Consider the following 16,766-nt stretch of genomic DNA (forward strand, 5'->3'; position numbering starts at 1 on the left):
TGCTCATTGGTTGGCCGCGCCGCTTTTACAACCACCCGTTGCCTTTGCCTTCTCTCGTACTTCCCGCTGAAACCTCCGCCCCCACCGAAATGGACCCGGCTTACCAGCGGTGTAGCCGTTGCATTATGGACACCACGGCCCCCGGCATTCATTTCGATGACCACGGCACTTGTTCCTTCTGCGCGGTGCACGACCGCATGGAAGCGGCTTTCCCGCTGGGCCAGGCCGGCCTGCGCACGGTGCAGCGCCACGCCCAGGCCATGCGCCGCGCCGGCCGCAACCGCCGCTACGACTGCGTGCTCGGCCTCAGCGGCGGCCGCGACAGCACCTACACGCTGTGGTACTGCGTCACCCAACTGAAGCTGCGGCCCTTGGCCGTGCACTTCAACGACGGCTTCGGCAACCCCGTGGCGGGCGAAAACATGGTGCGCGCCTGCCAGCGCCTGGGGGTGGAGTTGCGCACCATTACGTCGGACTGGCGCGAGTCGAAAGACCTCAAAATTGCGTTTCTCAAAGCCTCAGTGCCCGATATGGAGGAAGGCACCGACCTGGGCATTGCCACGGCGCTCTACGGCGTGGCGGCCAAGGAAAACATTCGGCACGTGGTCATCGGCCAGTCGTTTCGCACCGAGGGCATTGCCCCGCTGAGCTGGAATTTTCTGGATGGCCGCTACCTGCGCGCCGTGCACCGCCAGTTTGGCACCGTGCCGCTGCGCCCCTGGCAACCCGCCGACCCCGGCTTCAATCTGGGCCTGAAGGAAATGTTTTACTACGCCTTTGTGCGCCGCATCAAAACCGTAACGCTGCTTTACCACCTCGACTACGTGCGCAGCGAAGTGGACGAAATAATTGAGCGCGAGCTGGCCTGGCAAAATCCCGGCGCGCATTATTTCGACGACCTCTACCAGAGCCTGATTTATTACCTCAACCGCGTCAAGTTCAACATCGACCGGCGCCTGTTCAACTACTCCGCACTTATTCGCTCGGGCCAGATGAGCCGCGAAGAGGCACTCGAACGGGTATCGCACGTCAACGCCATTGAGGACGAAGCGGTGATTGCGCTTTGCATTAAGCGTCTGGGCCTCACACGCGCTGAATTTGAAGCAATGGTGGCCGCCCCGCCCAAAACCTTCCACGACTACCCTAACAGCTACGCCGTGCTGCGCTTGGTCCGCGGACCTATTTGGCTGATGAGCCGGCTCAACCTCATTCCGGAGTCGGCCTACGACAAGTTTTTCAACTGCGGCACTTAGGTTTTTGCGTTAAAAGCTGAACGGGAAGCATTAAAAGGCACGACGGCCTTCTAATGCTTCCCGTTCAGCTTTTAATTCGATTCTTAGCTCGTTGCGTCTTAAGCTGCAATGTGCAGCCACTCCTTTTTCTCGAGCAGTCGCTCGCGGGTTTCGCGGTGGTCGGGGTCGTCCACGCAGCAGTCGACGGGGCACACGGCGGCGCACTGCGGCTCCTCGTGGAAGCCTACGCACTCGGTGCACTTATCCGATACGATGTAGTAATACTCATCCGAAACCGGCGTGTGGGGCAACGTCCCCGGCTCCACGGTACCGTCGGCCAGAGCGGCTTCTTTCAGCGAGGTGCCATCGGCCCAGCGCCACTGCGCGCCGCCTTCGTAAATCGCGTTGTTGGGGCATTCCGGCTCGCAGGCACCACAATTGATGCACTCGTCGGTTATCATGATGGCCATGAGATGTCGGGGGTCAGGAAGTTGTAGAGGAAAAAACCAAAGCGTTTCGGGCGGGCTTTACGTAAAACTGGAACCAGCCGCCGTGCTTCGGCCCGGCAAAATTAACCAACAACGGCGGGGTTCGCACGGTTTCAGCCAATTTTGCTGGCAAATAGCCCGCCGGCCGGTGGCCGGCGCCCCTCCCTCCTTTTAGTAGCATGACCCATTCCGAACGCCTGGCTGCCTTTGTGGCCCTGGGCCACCGCCTCACCCACCTGCCCGCCGACGAGCTGGCCACCCACGCCGCCCGTGCCCGCAACCAGAACGCCTGGTTCGACCTGCCCAACGTGCGTGCCGCCGTGGCCGGCATTGCCCACCTGCTGGCCGAAACGCCCCTGCGCCAGTGGGCTGCCCGCTACCCACCCGAACCGCGCACCGTGCGCCAGATTGGCGTGGTAATGGCCGGCAACATCCCGCTGGTAGGCTTTCACGACCTGCTGTGCGTGCTGCTGAGCGGCCACGTGCTGCTGGCTAAGCTCAGCGCCGACGACACGGTACTGATGACCTGGGTAATGGAAGAACTATTGACGCTGGAGCCCCGCTTTGCCGATTACATCAAAGTAGTGCCACGCCTGAACGCGGCCGATGCTTTCATCGCCACCGGCTCGGACAACACGGCGCGCTACTTCGAATATTATTTCGGCAAGCGCCCGCACCTTATCCGGCGCAACCGCACCAGCGTGGCCGTGCTAACGGGCCGCGAAACCAGCTCGGAACTGGCTTTGCTGGCCCCCGATATTTTTCAGTACTACGGCCTGGGCTGCCGTAACGTGAGCAAGCTCTACGTGCCCGAAGGTTACGATTTCATTCCGCTGCTTGATGCGCTGCAGATTGGTGAGGGAGTACTTAACCACCACAAATACCAGAACAATTACGATTACAACAAAAGCATTCTGCTGGTGAACGCCGTGCATCATTATGACACTGGCTTTTTGCTTCTTACTCGCAATACCGCTCTGGTATCGCCCATTTCAGTCCTGCACTATGCCGAGTATGCCTCGGAAGTTGAATTGGTGGACCAGCTTACTGATGTGGCGGCCCAAACGCAGTGCGTAGTATCGGCGGCCGGGCGCTTTGCCGGCAGCGTGCCGTTTGGCCGCGCGCAGGAGCCGGGCGTAGCTGATTTTGCCGATGGCGTGGATACGATGGAATTTCTGGCCGCCGAAGTAGGTTAGCCCTTCATCGTTCAGAAGCCCGCACTGACCGAGCCGTTTTTGCATTCTGCCGATAAAGCCAACCACGCGCAACTGGAAAAGCTACCTTTCAGGAGCAATTCAAAAACGAGTGAATTCGCCGGCTCTTTCTTCCACCCCACCCATCCCCTTTCGTTATGACTACTGCTCAGTTGGAACTCACGGACACGGTTGAAAAGGAATATCTGCCCTACCTCCTCTTCCCTGCCCATGATGTGCTGGATTCGGCCGAAGAGCGCCGTCAACGGCAGCATGATGCGAATCGGGCCACCATGCTGGGCAATAACTACCAGGGCAAACTCGACATTTATTTTAAAACGGCCGATGGCAACGCCCACCGGGTATATACCACGGTCTGGGCCAATTCGAACGAGCATCTTACGTTAAAGTCCGGAACCAGCCTGCCTTTGCGCGCCGTAGTCGGCTTCGACTTTTACTAGAAATGGCGATTTCCACTATCAATCTTCCTGTATAATTTTTCCGATATTATATTTTCTCAAATTACTTTATCAAAAAAGCCGGACTGCCCTGTGGCAGTCCGGCTTCTTCGTTTAAAATGGAAGCCGTTTAAGCTTGGTTAGCGGCTATCAACTGCTGCAGGGTACGCTCAATCATGGCATCGACGATGCCGCCGGCATTTTCGGCAAACTCGCCGGTGGCGCGGTTGGCCACGATGGCGTTCAGCGACAGGACTTCGTGGCCCAGCAGGCGGCCCAGCGAGTAATAGCCGGCGGTTTCCATCTCGAAATTGCTCAGGCGGAAAGGACCTTCGGCGCTCTGGTGGCGGAAATTTTGCAGGCGCTCGATGTAGTCGGGCTGGCGCAGGTCGAGGCGCAGGCGGCGGCCCTGGGGGCCGTAGAAACCGGGGCAGGTGAGCGTATTGCCCACGGCCATGCCCGCGCCCACCTGCTCGCGCAGCAGGTCGGAGCCGCGCACCACGTACGGCGCGAAGGGCAGTGCGAGCGTTTGCTGCAGCTCGGTGGCAATTTCGGTTTCGAGGCCGGTTTCCATCAACGGGTAGAACTGCATGAGGCTGTCGAGGCCCACGGCGTGCTCGGTGGCCAGCATGGTGCCCACGGGCACATCGGCCTGCAGGCTGCCGCTGGTGCCGATGCGGATGATGCGCAAACTCATGCGCTCCTCGGCCGGGCGCACCTCGCGGGCCATAAAATCGATGTTGACGAGGGCGTCGAGCTCGTTCATCACAATGTCAATGTTGTCGGTGCCCATGCCGGTGCTGAGTACGGTGAGGCGCTTGCCGCGGTAGTAGCCCACGTGCGTGACGAACTCGCGGTGCGTAGTTTCGAACTCGATGGAATCGAAATGCCGGCTCACCTGGGCTACGCGGGCGGGGTCGCCCACGGTCAGGATGGTGTCGGAAATATGGTCGGGCAGCAGATTGAGATGGTATATGCTGCCGTCGGGATTGAGGATGAGCTCGGAATTGGGAATTGACATTGCTTGTAGTCGGTATTGAGTAGTCAGAAATCAGACAGCGAAATAACCGGCAAGAAAAGACAAACGACAGCAAATCCTGCCTCCTGGCCACTCTGTACCGACTACTAAATTTAGGCTTTGTAAGAGGCCAGCCCCTGGGCCGGATTGTAGTGGTTGCTGAGCTTGGGGTAGGTGCCGGTGCCATCGTAGGCGCGCTTGTCCGGATGCTGGGCGCAGGCTTCGGAACAGGCACCTTGCAAGGTTTCGCCGCAGGCTTCGCATAGGGGCAGGTGGGCGTTGCAGTGCGGGTTGGCGCAGTTGATGAGACGCGGGCTGGGCTGCTGGCAGTGGTGGCAGCGCGAAATCACGGTCGGGTTCACACGGTTCACATCCACGGCCACGCGGTTGTCGAACACGTAGCACTGGCCGTCGAAATCTTCACCGCCGGCTTCGATGCCGTACTTGATGATGCCGCCGTGCAGCTGGTACACGTTTTCGAAGCCTTGCTCGAGCAGGAAGGCACTGGCTTTCTCGCACTTCACACCGCCGGTGCAGTAGGTGAGAATCTTCTTGTCCTTGAATTCCTTGAGGCGCTCAATGCGGTCGGGAAAGTCGCGGAAATTCTCGATATCCAGCGTCACGGCGTTTTTGAAGCGACCGAGGTTATACTCGTAGTCGGAGCGCACGTCGACGACCACCACGTCGTCGCGGTCCTTCAGGGCCTTGAATTCGGCGGGCGAGAGGTGCTGGCCGGTTTTCTCGTGGGGCCGCACGTGGCGCAGGCTGCTGTGCACGATTTCGGGCTTCACGCGCACGTGCAACTTCTGGAAGGTGTGGCCTTCGACTTCGTCAATCTTGAATTCCAAGGCAGCGAAGCGCGGGTCGGCCTTCACGGCGGCCATGTAGGTGGCGCAGCTTTCGCGTGTGCCCGATACGGTGCCGTTCAGCCCTTCGGCAGCTACGATGATGCGGCCGCGCAAGTCGAGCGCCAGGCACAGGCGGTGGTGCTCGTCGCGAAATGCGTCGGGGTCGGCAATGGGGCTGTAGCAGTAATAGAGAAGAACCTGATACATTGGTAATTAAAAATTATGAATTAAAAATTATGAATTATTTTCTTATCGACAGCCTCGTTACACAATAGCCTGAAGGACAATTTTTAATTCATAATTCTTAATTTTTAATTAAACCTTAACCGCCGGGTTGCCAAACACCGTCTGGCCATTCGGCACGTCGGCCACTACCACCGAGCCGGCCCCCACCCGGGCTTTGTCGCCGATTTTTACGCCGGCCACTATTACGGCGCCGGCGCCCACAAAGGCCTGTTCGCCCACCTGCACGTCGGCGCCGAGCAAAGCCCCGCTGCCAAGCTGGGCATAGTCGCCCACGGTGGCGCGGGCTTCCACTACCGAATTAGGACCGAGCAGGCAGCCGTTGCCGAGCGTGGCGGTAGCAGCTACCACAGCATTGGGGCCCACGTAGTTGCCGTGGCCCAGGGTAGCATGATTGGATACGCTGGCGCGCTCGTGAATGGCGTTGACGGGCACGGCTTCGTACTCGGTGCGCAGCATCTGGGTGAGGCTGCGGCGGCTGGCGGTGTCTTCAGTAGCCACAAATACCTCGCACTTTTTGCCGAGCAGCTTCAGCAGTTCGCCGTCGTCGGTGTTGCCCATCACGGGCACATCGAGCAGCTCGGTGCCCTGCAGTTTCTGGTCGTCGTCGAGCAGGCAATACACCACGACGTCGTTGGAAAGAAAGGCGTCGAGGGCGGCGGTACCCACAGTTTGGGCACCGAGAATGATAACGGGGTTTTCCATGATAATGATGTTGGCTATTTGGCGTTTATGCCATAGGAAAGCTCCCTAAGTATTGGTGAAGCACACTGCAAAGTTACGCCGCACGCCGGGAGGTCTTTTCAGGCTATCTCAATCTATTCATGTTCACTCGATTTAAGCGCAGATATTTTAACAGCTTTACAGCATAGTTATTTTGCAATAGTAAAAGCAGCAAGAACGGCAGTAATTCGCTTCGATAGCGGCTGAGTGACCCTAGATTTGGTGTTGTTAAGCCGATGAGAAATGCAACCATTAAACAAAACAGCCCCAGCCCTATACTTAAGCCGACCGGTAGTTTACCTATACAGCCATGCATTGCAGCCAAGCCAAACAGGGCAAATAGAATTAATAGTGCCGCATTTTCGAGCCCAGCTGCTAAGTAAAATGTCTGCTTGGTTTCACCAAGCCAAGGTCGGGTCAGGGCATTCACTACTGCTAGCGGGGCGTGAGCAGCAATACTTTCAATAGTAGGATGCAGATTGGGGTATTCTAAATGCGGCCGGCCTATTGTGTGTGAGACCTCAAAAGCGTACACTCGCACTACTTGGCTCGTGAATTTATTCATTCTAAAAGCCACACTAACTTGGGGAGCCAGCCAAGCTATGGCCCCCAGCGCAGTAGCCAATGCTATTACCTGCACCCTGTAAGGGCGGGTGAGACGGTACCGGCGAAGCCAATGGCTAAAGGCTATGCTGCAGAGTACCACCAGCAACGGGGTTGCAAAAAAGTAGCGCATATGGAAATGCAAGTAGGCCAGCGCTAAAGTTCCCAACCACCACCAAAACAAGCTTGTAGATTTGGCCTCCCCGCAATTGGGAATTGGGTAAAGCCTTTCCACAACACGAGCCGTCAGCCAAGCTCCACTGCCGAGCAATGCAGCTTCTTTACTAATGCCGGTGGCCCAAAACCACACCGAAGGCCACAATAGAAACGCTACGACCCCGGCCCCCGTTGGGAGAAACCGCTCAGCCAGTATGCGGGATAATACCCAACAGCCTATAAAGGCAAACAAGCTTAGATAGAGTGCATTTAGCCAGCCTTGGCTTACTGAAAGAAAATTAAGCAGAGCAAGCACCTTTATCAGCATCCAAGTATTCGAGGTAGACTGATATATCATAGCCCCATGTCCATCCGGAAAAGTAGTAATTGACTGGACAAGAATATAAAGTTCCCCATCCCACAGCAATCGCGTTACCGTATTGCCAACCTGAGTCATATATGCCGCGTCGAATTTAAGCGTTAGGCCTCGCCATAAACCGACGCCCACGCGGAGCCCTAGCCCCACTGTAAATATCCAGCGCCAGCCATTGGCAGTGGCCCAGTGCCACTGCCGCCGCAGCCATGGCAGCAGCATGGCCAGCAGGGCCGCGTTCAGCAAAATGGCTAAAGCAATTCTCATCGGGCCGGGCGGGGTTGCTGCACCAACCTGTTTCCGATGGCGCAGTGCAGGCAGCGGCGTGGGGCGCAGTATGATTTGTGCAGCGCCAACAGGCCCTGCGAGTCGGCGGCGGTATGGTGCGCGAAGCCCAGGGCCTCATACACGTCGGTATATCGGTTATGCTCGGCGGGCAATTCGCTGAGCAGCGCCACGCTGCTTTCCACAACTTCGGGCTGCCCCACGTGCCGAGCGTAGGCCACGCGCAGCGGTACCACCACGTTCGTTATAAGCAGGTCGATGCTGCCTTTGCCCAACCCGGGCACTTTCCCGGTGCGCCCGGGCCGGAAGTGTGTGCGCCAGTATTCCGGCGCAGGGGCTTGAAAAAACTCGGTGAGCGCGGCCACGCTTTGGGCCGTGAGCAGGGCGTCGAACAGGGCCGGGCGCGCATGCAGCAGCCCCGCCAACTGGCCCAGCCGCACCGGCGGAAAGTTGGCCGGCCGCAGGCGCAGGTAGTTCCACTCGTGCACGGCCAGCGCGGCATCCTGTAGCTGGTATTTGTGGCGCAGAAACTCATGCTCCTGCCGCAGGTCGCGGATGTAATCATCGGCCGCCGTTTCGTCGCTTTCCACCAGAAAACCGGCCTGCCCGAACAGCAATGCTTCGAGTTGGCGCTGGTCGTGGCGATGGCGGCGCAGCACGCTGAGCGGGAGGGCCTTGGCCAGGCGCGCCAACGGTTCGCTGTTTTTCTGGAAGCCGAAAGCCGTCATCAGGGCGTGGTAGGCGGTGGCTTCCCAGTCTTGGCCCAGGCGCTGGTGCAGGGCCAGCACGTCGTCGGCCTTGCGCTCGACGCGCTCCAGCAAGGCCCGCTCAACCATCATCGTGCGGGTGATTTCAGGTACCAGGTGCAGCAGCGGGGCGCAGGGCAGCGGCGCGGCGGCGGGCGCTTCAACCAGTGTCTGGTAGCGGGCCAGCAGCTCGGGCGCAATGCGCGTTTGCAGCGCCAGCGTTGGAATCAGGCTGCCGTTGGTACGGGCCACGTCAGCATCGTGCTGGCCTACGACGTGCAGAATCACCTGGTCGTACTTGGGGTCGGTCTGGTGCTGGTGGCGGGTCCAGTCGGAGGCGCGCAGATGAATTTCCACGGCGCCGTTCCACTCCACGTCGCCCACGCGCAGGCGGGCGTTCAGGAAGTCGGGCCCGGCATCGGCGTTGCGATGGCCGGGCTTGAGCACCTGAATTTCCTCGCCAGCGGCTGTGCGCAGGTCGGCTTTGTCGAAATACTGGTGCTGCCAGACGTAATGGTAGAAATCTTCGCGCATAAGGCAAATGTAAAACGGCCCGCCTCTTTCGGAGCGGGCCGTTTCGCAATTCAAATCATTTCTGAAACCTAGCGCAGGTCCACCACTTTCACGCCCTTGTACTTGGCCTTATCAAAGGCAAACGTGGTGGCATCGGTGGGCGGATTGGGCTTGAAGTTCTTGATGAGGAAGGTGTACTGGTTGCCGTTCTTCTTGAACATCTGCCAGCTTTTCACCGACGCATCCTTCTTTCGCACCTTCAGGCGCACTTTGAACACGTCGTTGCTACGGTTTTCGGGGGCCAGCTCAATCACATCGAGGGGCTCACCACTTTCCGTCACCTGCTGCACGTAGGTGTACTTGTAGCCCTTCTTGTACATCGTATAAATCTGGGAGGGCGACAGCTCTTGGGCGTCCGGGTCCGAATCGGAGATGTTCACCTCGTTTTCGTTTTTCAGGTAAGTCCAGGTGGTTTTGCCGTCGTTGATGACTTCCTGGCCGCTGATTTTTAGGCGGAATTTCTGGCCGCTCACCACGATGTCGCCGTTGATGTTCTGCTTCACCTTGGCGCTGGGGTTTTCCAGCGTCTGCGTAAACGTGGCCTGGAAGGCTTTCAACGCCTGGTATTTGGCGCTCATCTGGTCGAGGATTTTACCGGCTTTGGGGTCTTGCTGGGCGGCGGCGGGCAAGGCCAGCGTAGCCGCGAACATCAGCAGAGAGAGGGTCTTTTTCATGTGAAGGGTAAGGGTCAAGAGGCGCAGGAGCCTCGCTTGGAATGCCTGATACGGAAGTTGGATAACAAACGTCCGGCCAGATTGCCAATGAAATGCAAATGAAGCCAAAAAAAGTAGCGTAAGCTTTCGGCCTACGCTACTGATGGGGTTATTTCATCGAATTGAGCAATTGCTCCAGCTGGTATTCATCCGGAATAAGCACGTCGCGGGCCTTGCTGCCCTCGAATGGGCCCACGATTCCGGCATGTTGGAGCTGGTCAATCAGGCGTCCTGCCCGGTTGTAGCCGAGCTTGAGCTTGCGCTGCAGCAGCGAGGTACTGCCCTGTTGGTGCAGCACAATGCAGCGGGCCGCGTCCTCAAACATGGAGTCGCGCTCCGAGGGGTCCATTTCCTCGTTGCCGCTGCCGGCGTCGCCGTCGGCCCCGGCCACTTCGGGCAGCAGGTAGGCATCGGAGTAGCCCTGCTGTTCGCCGATGAAATCGCAGACGCGGTCCACTTCGGGCGTGTCGATGAAGGCGCACTGCACGCGAATCAGGTCCGAGCCGGCCGAGAACAGCATGTCGCCCTGGCCGATGAGCTGGTCGGCCCCGCCGGTGTCGAGAATGGTGCGCGAGTCGATTTTGCTGGTCACCTTGAAGGAGATGCGGCAGGGGAAGTTGGCCTTGATGATGCCGGTAATCACGTTCACCGAGGGGCGCTGGGTGGCCACGATGAGGTGAATGCCGATGGCACGGGCGAGCTGGGCCAGGCGGGCAATGGGCGTTTCCACTTCCTTGCCGGCCGTCATCATCAGGTCGGCCAATTCATCAATTACCAGCACGATGAACGGCAGGAAGCGGTGGCCTTTCTTGGGATTGAGGCGGCGCTCGATGAATTTGGCGTTGTACTCCTTCAGGTTGCGGCAGCCGGCTTCCTTCAGCAAATCGTAGCGCCGGTCCATCTCCATGCACAGCGAATTCAGCGTGTTCACCACCTTCTTGGTATCGGTGATGATGGCCTCGTCGGTGTCGGGCAGCTTGGCCAGGTAGTGGCGCTCAATCTTGTTGAAGATGCTCAATTCCACCTTTTTGGGGTCGACCAGCACGAACTTCAGCTGCGCGGGGTGGCGCTTGTAGAGCAGCGAGGCCAGAATCACGTTCAAGCCCACCGACTTACCCTGGCCCGTGGCGCCGGCCATCAGCAGGTGGGGCATTTTGGCCAAGTCGGCCACGAATACTTCGTTGGTGATGGTGCGGCCGAAGGCAATGGGCAGGTCCATTTCCGAGCGGGCGAACTTCTCCGAGCCCAGCACCGAGCGGATGCTCACCATTTCCTTCTTCGTGTTCGGCACCTCGATGCCGATAGTGCCCTTGCCTGGAATGGGGGCGATGATGCGAATGCCGAGCGCGGCCAGGCTTAGGGCAATGTCGTCTTCCAGGCTTTTGATTTTGGAGATGCGCACGCCGGCCTCGGGCACAATTTCATAGAGCGTGACCGTGGGCCCGATGGTGGCCTTAATGCTGGCGATGGCGATGCTGTAGTGCCCCAGCGTCTCCACGATGCGGTCCTTGTTGGCTTCCAGCTCCTCCTTGGTTACCTGGGCCTTGGCGATGCCGTAGTCGTTGAGCAGCTCCAGCGTCGGAAACTGGAAGCGCGAGAGTTCCAGCGTGGGGTCGTAGTTGCCGGGCGGCATGGCGTCGGCATCCTCGTCCTCATCCACCACGGCGGCAATAGCGGCTCCGGCGTTGGGGTCGAGGTCATCGCGGCCGGGCACGGTGATTTCGAGCGGACGCGCGGCGGGCATGGGGAGCACCGGGCGCGAGGCCGGCAGTGGCGCGTCGTCGTCGGCTAAGTCGGCCAGCGAGAGCGGCGTGGGCACCGTGGAAACCGGCGTGGCCGGAGCCGCGGCGGGTTCGTCGGCGGTGGGCATTTCGATGGAAAAGGCCGGGCCGCTGGCAGCCAGCGGAACAGCCGCCGCCAGGGCGCCACCCGCCACCGATGTGCCCAGCGACGAAGCCGCGGCCGCTGTGCCCAGCGCGCCGGCCGCTACGGTACCGGCCACGCTCAGCGGCAGGCCGGCGCCGGGGCGCGGGGCGGGCTCATATTCTTTAACAGCCGGCGCGGGCGCTTCGAAAGCCTCTTCGTCTTCGGTATCATCAGCGAGTTCCAGCGCGAGGCTGGCTGCGGCCTGAGCCCCGCCGGCGGCGACTGTAGCGGATGCTGAAACGACCGAATCGGGAGCGCCGGGGCGGGTTTTGAGCGTCATGGCCAGGGCGGCGGGCGCGGGCGCCGGGCGAACGGCGGCAGCCTGCTCGGCGGCAATTTCGGCTTCGAGCTCGGCGTCTTCCTCGGGGTCGTCTTCGGTGCTGAGGCGGCGGAAGCTGCCCAGGTTGAGGCTCGTCACGTTGAAGAAGAACACCACGAACGAAATCAGCAGGAAAGCCAGCAGCAGCACCGTGCCCCAGCCAATGAGGCTGTTGAGCCACGAGGCGGCTTCAAAGCCCACGCCACCGCACAGGAAATCGAGCCGGTGGGCCAGCACCGGGTCGGCCCCGTCGAGGGTAACCACCACGTAGCCCATCAGAATGCTCAGCCAGGCCATCGTGAACAGCCCCAGGGCCAGCGTGTAGCTCACCGAAACAGGTGTTGTGCGGAACACAATCTTGTATCCGAGGAAAAACACCACGGGAATCAGCGCAAACGCCGCTACGCCAAACAGCTTGTAGATGAACAGCTCAGCGGCCCAGGCCCCGAGCAGGCCCAGCCAGTTGTGCGACTCCGCGCCGGCTTCTTTCACCGGAATGGTGCTCATAGCGCCCACCACGCTCTGGTCGGCGTGGCCGGTGAAGAGGAAAGACGTGAAAGCAATGGTGAGGTAGAGGCTGCCCAGCAGCAGCCCAAACCCCACGAACAGGTGAAAGCGGCGGTCGCGCAGCAAGCTCAGCAGGTTGCCTACGCCGGGTAGCGGGCCACGGGGCGGCTTGGTAGGTTTGGCGGTTGGAGCTTGTTGAGCGGCGCGGGCGGCTTTTGGCACGTTGGCGGCGGCGGGGCGGGGCTCCGGCCGGGCGGCGGGCTCGGGCGCAGGGCCGTTGGCCCGGGGCTCGTTGCGGCGGTTGGCCTTGGGCTCGTTCGGGCGGTTGGCCGAGGGACCGGCGGGAGGGTTTTTATAACGATTATCGGCCATTCGACGGTTGCAGAAAGGTCAAATTTACACAATGCGGGCGGGATGTAGGAGGTGAATTCAGGTGGGCAATTCCGAACGTCATGCTTCGGCTACGCTCAGCATGACGTTCTTTTTTCCTTCCGACCATTTAATCGCCTCTCCTACCCCACCCTAGCTGCGCGGGTGAAACTCGGTAATCACCTGCCGCAGGAAGTCGCGGTCGAGGTGCGTATAAATTTCCGTGGTCGTGATGCTGGCGTGGCCCAGCATCTCCTGCACGGCGCGCAGGTCGGCCCCGCCCTCAATCAGATGGGTGGCGAAGGAATGCCGCAGCGTGTGCGGGCTGATGGTTTTGCGCAAGCCCGCCTGTTCGGCCAGCTTCTTGAGCGTGGTGAAGACGGTGATGCGGGAGAGCGGCCGGCCGTTCTTGCTCAGAAAGGCAACATCTTCGGCCCCGGGTTTTATATCCAGGTGGCCGCGCACGCCGCTGAGGTAGAAGTTGAGGTGCTTGAGGGCTTCGCGGCCCACGGGCACGAGGCGTTCCTTGTTGCCCTTGCCCACCACTTTCATAAAGCCTTCGTCGGCGTAGATGTTGCTCAGGCGCAGGTCGCAGAGCTCGCTCACGCGCAGGCCCGAGGAGTACAGCACTTCGAGCAGGGCGCGGGTGCGCAGGCCCTCGTCGGTGCTCAGGTCGATGGCGGCCAGCAGCTGCTCCACTTCGGGGTAGCTGAGGGTATCGGGCAGGTGGCGGCCGGTTTTAGGGGCTTCGAGGGTGTCGGTGGGGTCAATTTTCAGCAGGTCTTCCATGATGAGGAAGCTAAAAAACGCCTTCAGGCCTGAGAGCGTGCGCGCCTGCGAGGTGGCGCTCAGGCCCAGCCCTTGCAGCGTGGCCAGGAATTCGCGCAGCACTTCGGTGCTCACCTGCGTGGGGCCGAGGGACAGCTTCTGGATGATGAGAAACTGCTGGAGCTTGCTGATGTCGCGCACATAAGCCTCCACTGAGTTGGGCGAGAGCGACTTTTCGAGGCGCAGGTAGCCATCGAACTGCTTGAGGGCTTGGGGCCAGGTCATATTTAATTATGAATTCGGAATTATGAATTATGAGTTATTTGCGGGATGAAGGAGAATATAATTCAGCAGAAATCGTACGCTTTTGCCTCACGTATCATCAAAGCCTATAAATACCTAACCAGTGAGCAACGCGAGTTTGTGTTGTCAAAACAACTCCTGCGAAGTGGCACTTCCATTGGGGCCAATGTCAAGGAGGCGCTGGCAGCCAGCTCTACTGCCGATTTCATCAATAAGCTCAATATCGCTGCAAAGGAAGCGCGGGAAACCTCCTACTGGCTGCGCCTGCTGCATGACAACGACTTTTTGCCCACTGAGGCTTTTGATTCTATTCACTTTCATAATCTCGAAATCAGCAAGCTGCTGTCCAGCATTCTGCTTTCGACCAAAACCAATGCAAAAACACATGCCAGCCCCAATTCATAATTTATAATTTCTAATTCATAATTCAATTGAATATCCTCATCCTCAACGGCCCCAACCTCAACCTGCTCGGCCGCCGCGAACCCGGCATCTACGGCAACCGCTCGTTCGACGACTTCTTCCCGGAGCTGCAGGAAGCCTTTCCGCAACTCACGCTCACACAGTTTCAGAGCAACCACGAGGGTGCGATGCTCGATAAGTTGCACGAAGTTGGCTTCAGCCACCACGGCATCGTGCTGAATGCCGGCGGCTACACCCACACCAGCGTGGCCCTGGCCGATGCCGTGGCCGCCATCAACACGCCCGTGGTGGAGGTGCACCTGAGCAACCTGCACGCCCGCGAGGAGTTCCGGCAGAAAAGCCTGCTGGGCCGCAACTGCGTGGGCAGCATCAGCGGCTTTGGGCTGGAGAGCTACCGGCTGGCCGTGCAGTGGTTTGTGAACCAGCAGCCCAAGCGCGTCGGGTTTCGCGTGTGAGGGCCGTTCCGACGCGGGCTCCCGGCATTTCGATTGGTGTTACCTAACTCGGGAAGACGCATCGGAATGCCAGAAACCCAGGTCTGAGGGGTGAGAACGGGCTTAGGGGCAATGCGGCCCTCCATTTATCGTTGGCGTCCTGCTTTCGCCCCTGATACCAGCCGCTACCTTTGCGGCGGCGGCGCCTCACCTTCCCGACTTTCCTTCCCATGTATACCTTCAATCCCGGGCCTTCGGCCGTATATCCCGCCGTTCGGCAATACCTCACCGATGCCTTTGACGAGGGCTGGCTCTCTGCCCCGCACCGCTCCGAAAAGGTGACGGCCTTGGTCCGCCAGACCGTGGCCGACCTCAAAAGCAAGCTCAACGTGCCGCAGGACTACACCGTCCTGTTCACCGGCTCGGCCACCGAGTGCTGGGAAATCCTGGCCCAGAGCCTGACGCCGCGCCGTTCGTTTCACCTCTACAACGGCGACTTCGGCGAGAAGTGGTATAAGTACGCCAAGGCTTTGCGGCCGGCCAGCACGGGCCTCAGCTTCGGGCTCGATGAGTTGCCCGACATCGCCAGCCTGCCCTTCGCTCCCGACGATACCGACCTCGTCTGCATCACCCAGAACGAAACCAGCACCGCCACCCAGCTGCGCGAAGGCTTCATCCTGAACCTGTATAACCGCCTCGGCGGGGCCCTGCTGGCCGTGGATGCCACCAGCTCGCTGGCCGGCCTGAACCTGAAATACATCAAGGCCGACATCTGGTACGGCTCGGTGCAGAAGTGCTTCGGGCTGCCCGCCGGCCTGGGCGTGATGATACTGTCGCCCCGCGCCGTGGCCCAGGCCAAGCTCGTGAACGACCGCGCCCACTACAACGCGCTGCCCGCCATGCTAAGCCAGATGCTGAACCACCAAACCAACTACACGCCCAACGTGCTGGGCATTTACCTGATGAGCCGCGTGCTGGCCGACCGCGAGCCCATCAAAGCCGTGGCCCAGCACCTGGCCGACCGCGCCGAAAAGCTCTATGCTTTCTTCGACCAGGCCACCCCGCTTCAGCCCTTCGTGCACAACCCCGAAACGCGCAGCACCACCGTCATCGGCCTGGCCGGCGAGGCCGCGCTCATCGAAGAAATCAAAGCCAAAGCCAAGGAAGCCGGCCTGCAGCTGGGCAGCGGCTACGGTCCGCTCAAAAACACCACCATCCGCATCGCCAACTTTCCCGCCGTGCCCGATGCCGCCATGGAAGCCCTGGTGCAGTTTTTCGCCAAGGAATACCCGGGGTAGTTGGTCATTGGAATTACGCCTGTCATCCTGAGCGTAGCGAAGGACCTTATCACGGAAGAACTGCAGGCCGTAATGCAAACGTCGCCAAACGTGATAAGGTCCTTCGCTGCGCTCAGGATGACAAACGCCCCCGACTCATGCTCAACCTCCAGCAAATCTTCTCCGTCACGCTCACGCTTTTTGCCGTGATTGACATCGTGGGCTCCATCCCGATTATCATCCAGATTCGGCAGCGCGAGGGGCAGATTAAGGCCGAGCTGGCCACCTTCGTGGCGGGCTGCCTGATGGTGGCCTTCCTGTTTCTGGGCCAGAGCATTCTGCGGTTGTTTGGGGTCGATAACGAGAGCTTTGCGCTGGCCGGCGCGGTCATCATCTTCCTCATCGGGCTCGAAATGATACTCGGTATCCAGCTGTTTCATTCCGACCTCACGGCCAGCACCGGCTCCATTGTGCCGCTGGCGTTTCCGCTCATCACCGGGGCCGGCACCATGACGACGCTGCTCTCGCTGCGCGCCGCCTACACGCTGCCCAACATCCTGGTCGGCATCCTGCTCAACCTGGTGTTCGTCTACGCCGTGCTCAAAACCAGCCCCTGGATTGAGCGCCAACTCGGCAAAGCCGGCGAGGACGTGCTGCGCCGCGTGTTCGGCGTCATTCTGCTCGCCATCGCCATCAAGCTATTTAAGGCGAATTTTTAACTGTTGAACGTCATGCAGAGCGCAGCGAAGCATCTTTACCGCAATAGTAACTGATTGCATTGCGCGGTA

16 protein-coding genes are annotated in these 16,766 nt (G+C 59.8%); 7 read left to right on the top strand and 9 right to left on the bottom strand.

The features are described 5' to 3' along the window. Nucleotides 1–89: 89 nt before the first annotated feature. Complete coding sequence (locus tag MON38_RS00165) at nt 90–1,253, top strand: N-acetyl sugar amidotransferase (protein WP_277881356.1); 1,164 nt, start codon at nt 90–92, stop codon at nt 1,251–1,253. A 98-nt stretch (nt 1,254–1,351) separates the two neighbouring features. Here MON38_RS00165 and MON38_RS00170 read toward each other — a convergent pair whose 3' ends face one another. Then, the gene (locus tag MON38_RS00170; protein ID WP_241934111.1) at nt 1,352–1,702 is read right to left on the bottom strand and encodes a 4Fe-4S dicluster domain-containing protein; all 351 of its coding nucleotides are present in this window, start codon (nt 1,700–1,702) and stop codon (nt 1,352–1,354) included. A gap of 197 nt (nt 1,703–1,899) precedes the next feature. On the opposite strand from MON38_RS00170, the gene MON38_RS00175 reads away from it, so the two are divergent. Both MON38_RS00175 and MON38_RS00180 read left to right on the top strand, forming a co-directional pair. Beyond that, entirely contained in the window at nt 1,900–2,916 is a 1,017-nt protein-coding gene (locus tag MON38_RS00175) for an acyl-CoA reductase (RefSeq protein ID WP_241934112.1), read from the top strand. 155 nt (nt 2,917–3,071) lie between these two features. Further along, nucleotides 3,072–3,374 (top strand): hypothetical protein, encoded by a 303-nt coding sequence (locus MON38_RS00180; RefSeq protein WP_241934113.1) that lies wholly within the window; start codon nt 3,072–3,074, stop codon nt 3,372–3,374. A gap of 127 nt (nt 3,375–3,501) precedes the next feature. Here MON38_RS00180 and MON38_RS00185 read toward each other — a convergent pair whose 3' ends face one another. From MON38_RS00185 to xerD, 8 genes are all read right to left on the bottom strand, one after another. Then, nucleotides 3,502–4,392, bottom strand: coding sequence for a nucleoside phosphorylase (locus tag MON38_RS00185; protein WP_241934114.1), 891 nt, complete (start codon nt 4,390–4,392; stop codon nt 3,502–3,504). A gap of 110 nt (nt 4,393–4,502) precedes the next feature. Further along, on the bottom strand, nt 4,503–5,444 hold the full coding sequence (gene trhO / locus MON38_RS00190; RefSeq protein WP_241934115.1) for an oxygen-dependent tRNA uridine(34) hydroxylase TrhO: 942 nt from the start codon (nt 5,442–5,444) through the stop codon (nt 4,503–4,505). Nucleotides 5,445–5,552: 108 nt separating this feature from the next. Then, nucleotides 5,553–6,185, bottom strand: a complete 633-nt coding sequence (locus MON38_RS00195) for a NeuD/PglB/VioB family sugar acetyltransferase (protein WP_241934116.1) — start codon at nt 6,183–6,185, stop codon at nt 5,553–5,555. A gap of 103 nt (nt 6,186–6,288) precedes the next feature. Further along, nucleotides 6,289–7,602, bottom strand: coding sequence for a hypothetical protein (locus MON38_RS00200; protein ID WP_241934117.1), 1,314 nt, complete (start codon nt 7,600–7,602; stop codon nt 6,289–6,291). Beyond that, complete coding sequence (locus MON38_RS00205) at nt 7,599–8,900, bottom strand: DUF2851 family protein (protein WP_241934118.1); 1,302 nt, start codon at nt 8,898–8,900, stop codon at nt 7,599–7,601. Before MON38_RS00205 ends, MON38_RS00200 begins: the two co-directional genes overlap by 4 nt. Nucleotides 8,901–8,968: 68 nt before the next feature. Further along, nucleotides 8,969–9,613, bottom strand: a complete 645-nt coding sequence (gene lolA1, locus MON38_RS00210; protein ID WP_241934119.1) for an outer membrane lipoprotein periplasmic chaperone LolA1 — start codon at nt 9,611–9,613, stop codon at nt 8,969–8,971. Nucleotides 9,614–9,761: 148 nt separating this feature from the next. Then, the gene (locus tag MON38_RS00215) at nt 9,762–12,776 is read right to left on the bottom strand and encodes an FtsK/SpoIIIE family DNA translocase (protein ID WP_241934120.1); all 3,015 of its coding nucleotides are present in this window, start codon (nt 12,774–12,776) and stop codon (nt 9,762–9,764) included. A gap of 150 nt (nt 12,777–12,926) precedes the next feature. After that, a complete protein-coding gene (gene xerD / locus MON38_RS00220; protein ID WP_241934121.1) occupies nt 12,927–13,826 on the bottom strand; it encodes a site-specific tyrosine recombinase XerD in 900 nt (299 codons plus the stop codon). A gap of 45 nt (nt 13,827–13,871) precedes the next feature. Between xerD and MON38_RS00225 the strand changes: the two genes are divergently transcribed. The 4 genes from MON38_RS00225 (at nt 13,872) to MON38_RS00240 (ending at nt 16,697) form a co-directional block, all read left to right on the top strand. After that, on the top strand, nt 13,872–14,249 hold the full coding sequence (locus MON38_RS00225) for a four helix bundle protein (RefSeq protein WP_241934122.1): 378 nt from the start codon (nt 13,872–13,874) through the stop codon (nt 14,247–14,249). Nucleotides 14,250–14,275: 26 nt separating this feature from the next. Next, nucleotides 14,276–14,722, top strand: a complete 447-nt coding sequence (gene aroQ, locus MON38_RS00230) for a type II 3-dehydroquinate dehydratase (RefSeq protein ID WP_241934123.1) — start codon at nt 14,276–14,278, stop codon at nt 14,720–14,722. A gap of 209 nt (nt 14,723–14,931) precedes the next feature. Then, nucleotides 14,932–15,999: an aminotransferase class V-fold PLP-dependent enzyme gene (locus MON38_RS00235; RefSeq protein WP_241934124.1), complete on the top strand. Its 1,068-nt coding sequence runs from the start codon at nt 14,932–14,934 to the stop codon at nt 15,997–15,999. Between the two features lie 137 nt (nt 16,000–16,136). Continuing rightward, complete coding sequence (locus MON38_RS00240) at nt 16,137–16,697, top strand: MarC family protein (RefSeq protein ID WP_241934125.1); 561 nt, start codon at nt 16,137–16,139, stop codon at nt 16,695–16,697. Nucleotides 16,698–16,766: the final 69 nt, after the last annotated feature.

This window comes from Hymenobacter cyanobacteriorum (assembly GCF_022631375.1).
Lineage (GTDB): Bacteria > Bacteroidota > Bacteroidia > Cytophagales > Hymenobacteraceae > Hymenobacter > Hymenobacter cyanobacteriorum.

What these genes read in the sequence shown, in the direction of transcription:
- trhO (WP_241934115.1), bottom strand. Translation starts at nt 5,444, where the DNA reads ATGTATCAGGTTCTTCTCTATTACTGCTACAGCCCCATTGCCGACCCC.
- MON38_RS00215 (WP_241934120.1), bottom strand. Translation starts at nt 12,776, where the DNA reads ATGGCCGATAATCGTTATAAAAACCCTCCCGCCGGTCCCTCGGCCAAC.
- MON38_RS00185 (WP_241934114.1), bottom strand. Translation starts at nt 4,392, where the DNA reads ATGTCAATTCCCAATTCCGAGCTCATCCTCAATCCCGACGGCAGCATA.
- lolA1 (WP_241934119.1), bottom strand. Translation starts at nt 9,613, where the DNA reads ATGAAAAAGACCCTCTCTCTGCTGATGTTCGCGGCTACGCTGGCCTTG.
- MON38_RS00205 (WP_241934118.1), bottom strand. Translation starts at nt 8,900, where the DNA reads ATGCGCGAAGATTTCTACCATTACGTCTGGCAGCACCAGTATTTCGAC.
- xerD (WP_241934121.1), bottom strand. Translation starts at nt 13,826, where the DNA reads ATGACCTGGCCCCAAGCCCTCAAGCAGTTCGATGGCTACCTGCGCCTC.
- MON38_RS00195 (WP_241934116.1), bottom strand. Translation starts at nt 6,185, where the DNA reads ATGGAAAACCCCGTTATCATTCTCGGTGCCCAAACTGTGGGTACCGCC.
- MON38_RS00200 (WP_241934117.1), bottom strand. Translation starts at nt 7,602, where the DNA reads ATGAGAATTGCTTTAGCCATTTTGCTGAACGCGGCCCTGCTGGCCATG.
- MON38_RS00165 (WP_277881356.1), top strand. Translation starts at nt 90, where the DNA reads ATGGACCCGGCTTACCAGCGGTGTAGCCGTTGCATTATGGACACCACG.
- MON38_RS00170 (WP_241934111.1), bottom strand. Translation starts at nt 1,702, where the DNA reads ATGGCCATCATGATAACCGACGAGTGCATCAATTGTGGTGCCTGCGAG.
- MON38_RS00175 (WP_241934112.1), top strand. Translation starts at nt 1,900, where the DNA reads ATGACCCATTCCGAACGCCTGGCTGCCTTTGTGGCCCTGGGCCACCGC.
- MON38_RS00180 (WP_241934113.1), top strand. Translation starts at nt 3,072, where the DNA reads ATGACTACTGCTCAGTTGGAACTCACGGACACGGTTGAAAAGGAATAT.
- MON38_RS00235 (WP_241934124.1), top strand. Translation starts at nt 14,932, where the DNA reads ATGTATACCTTCAATCCCGGGCCTTCGGCCGTATATCCCGCCGTTCGG.
- MON38_RS00225 (WP_241934122.1), top strand. Translation starts at nt 13,872, where the DNA reads ATGAAGGAGAATATAATTCAGCAGAAATCGTACGCTTTTGCCTCACGT.
- MON38_RS00240 (WP_241934125.1), top strand. Translation starts at nt 16,137, where the DNA reads ATGCTCAACCTCCAGCAAATCTTCTCCGTCACGCTCACGCTTTTTGCC.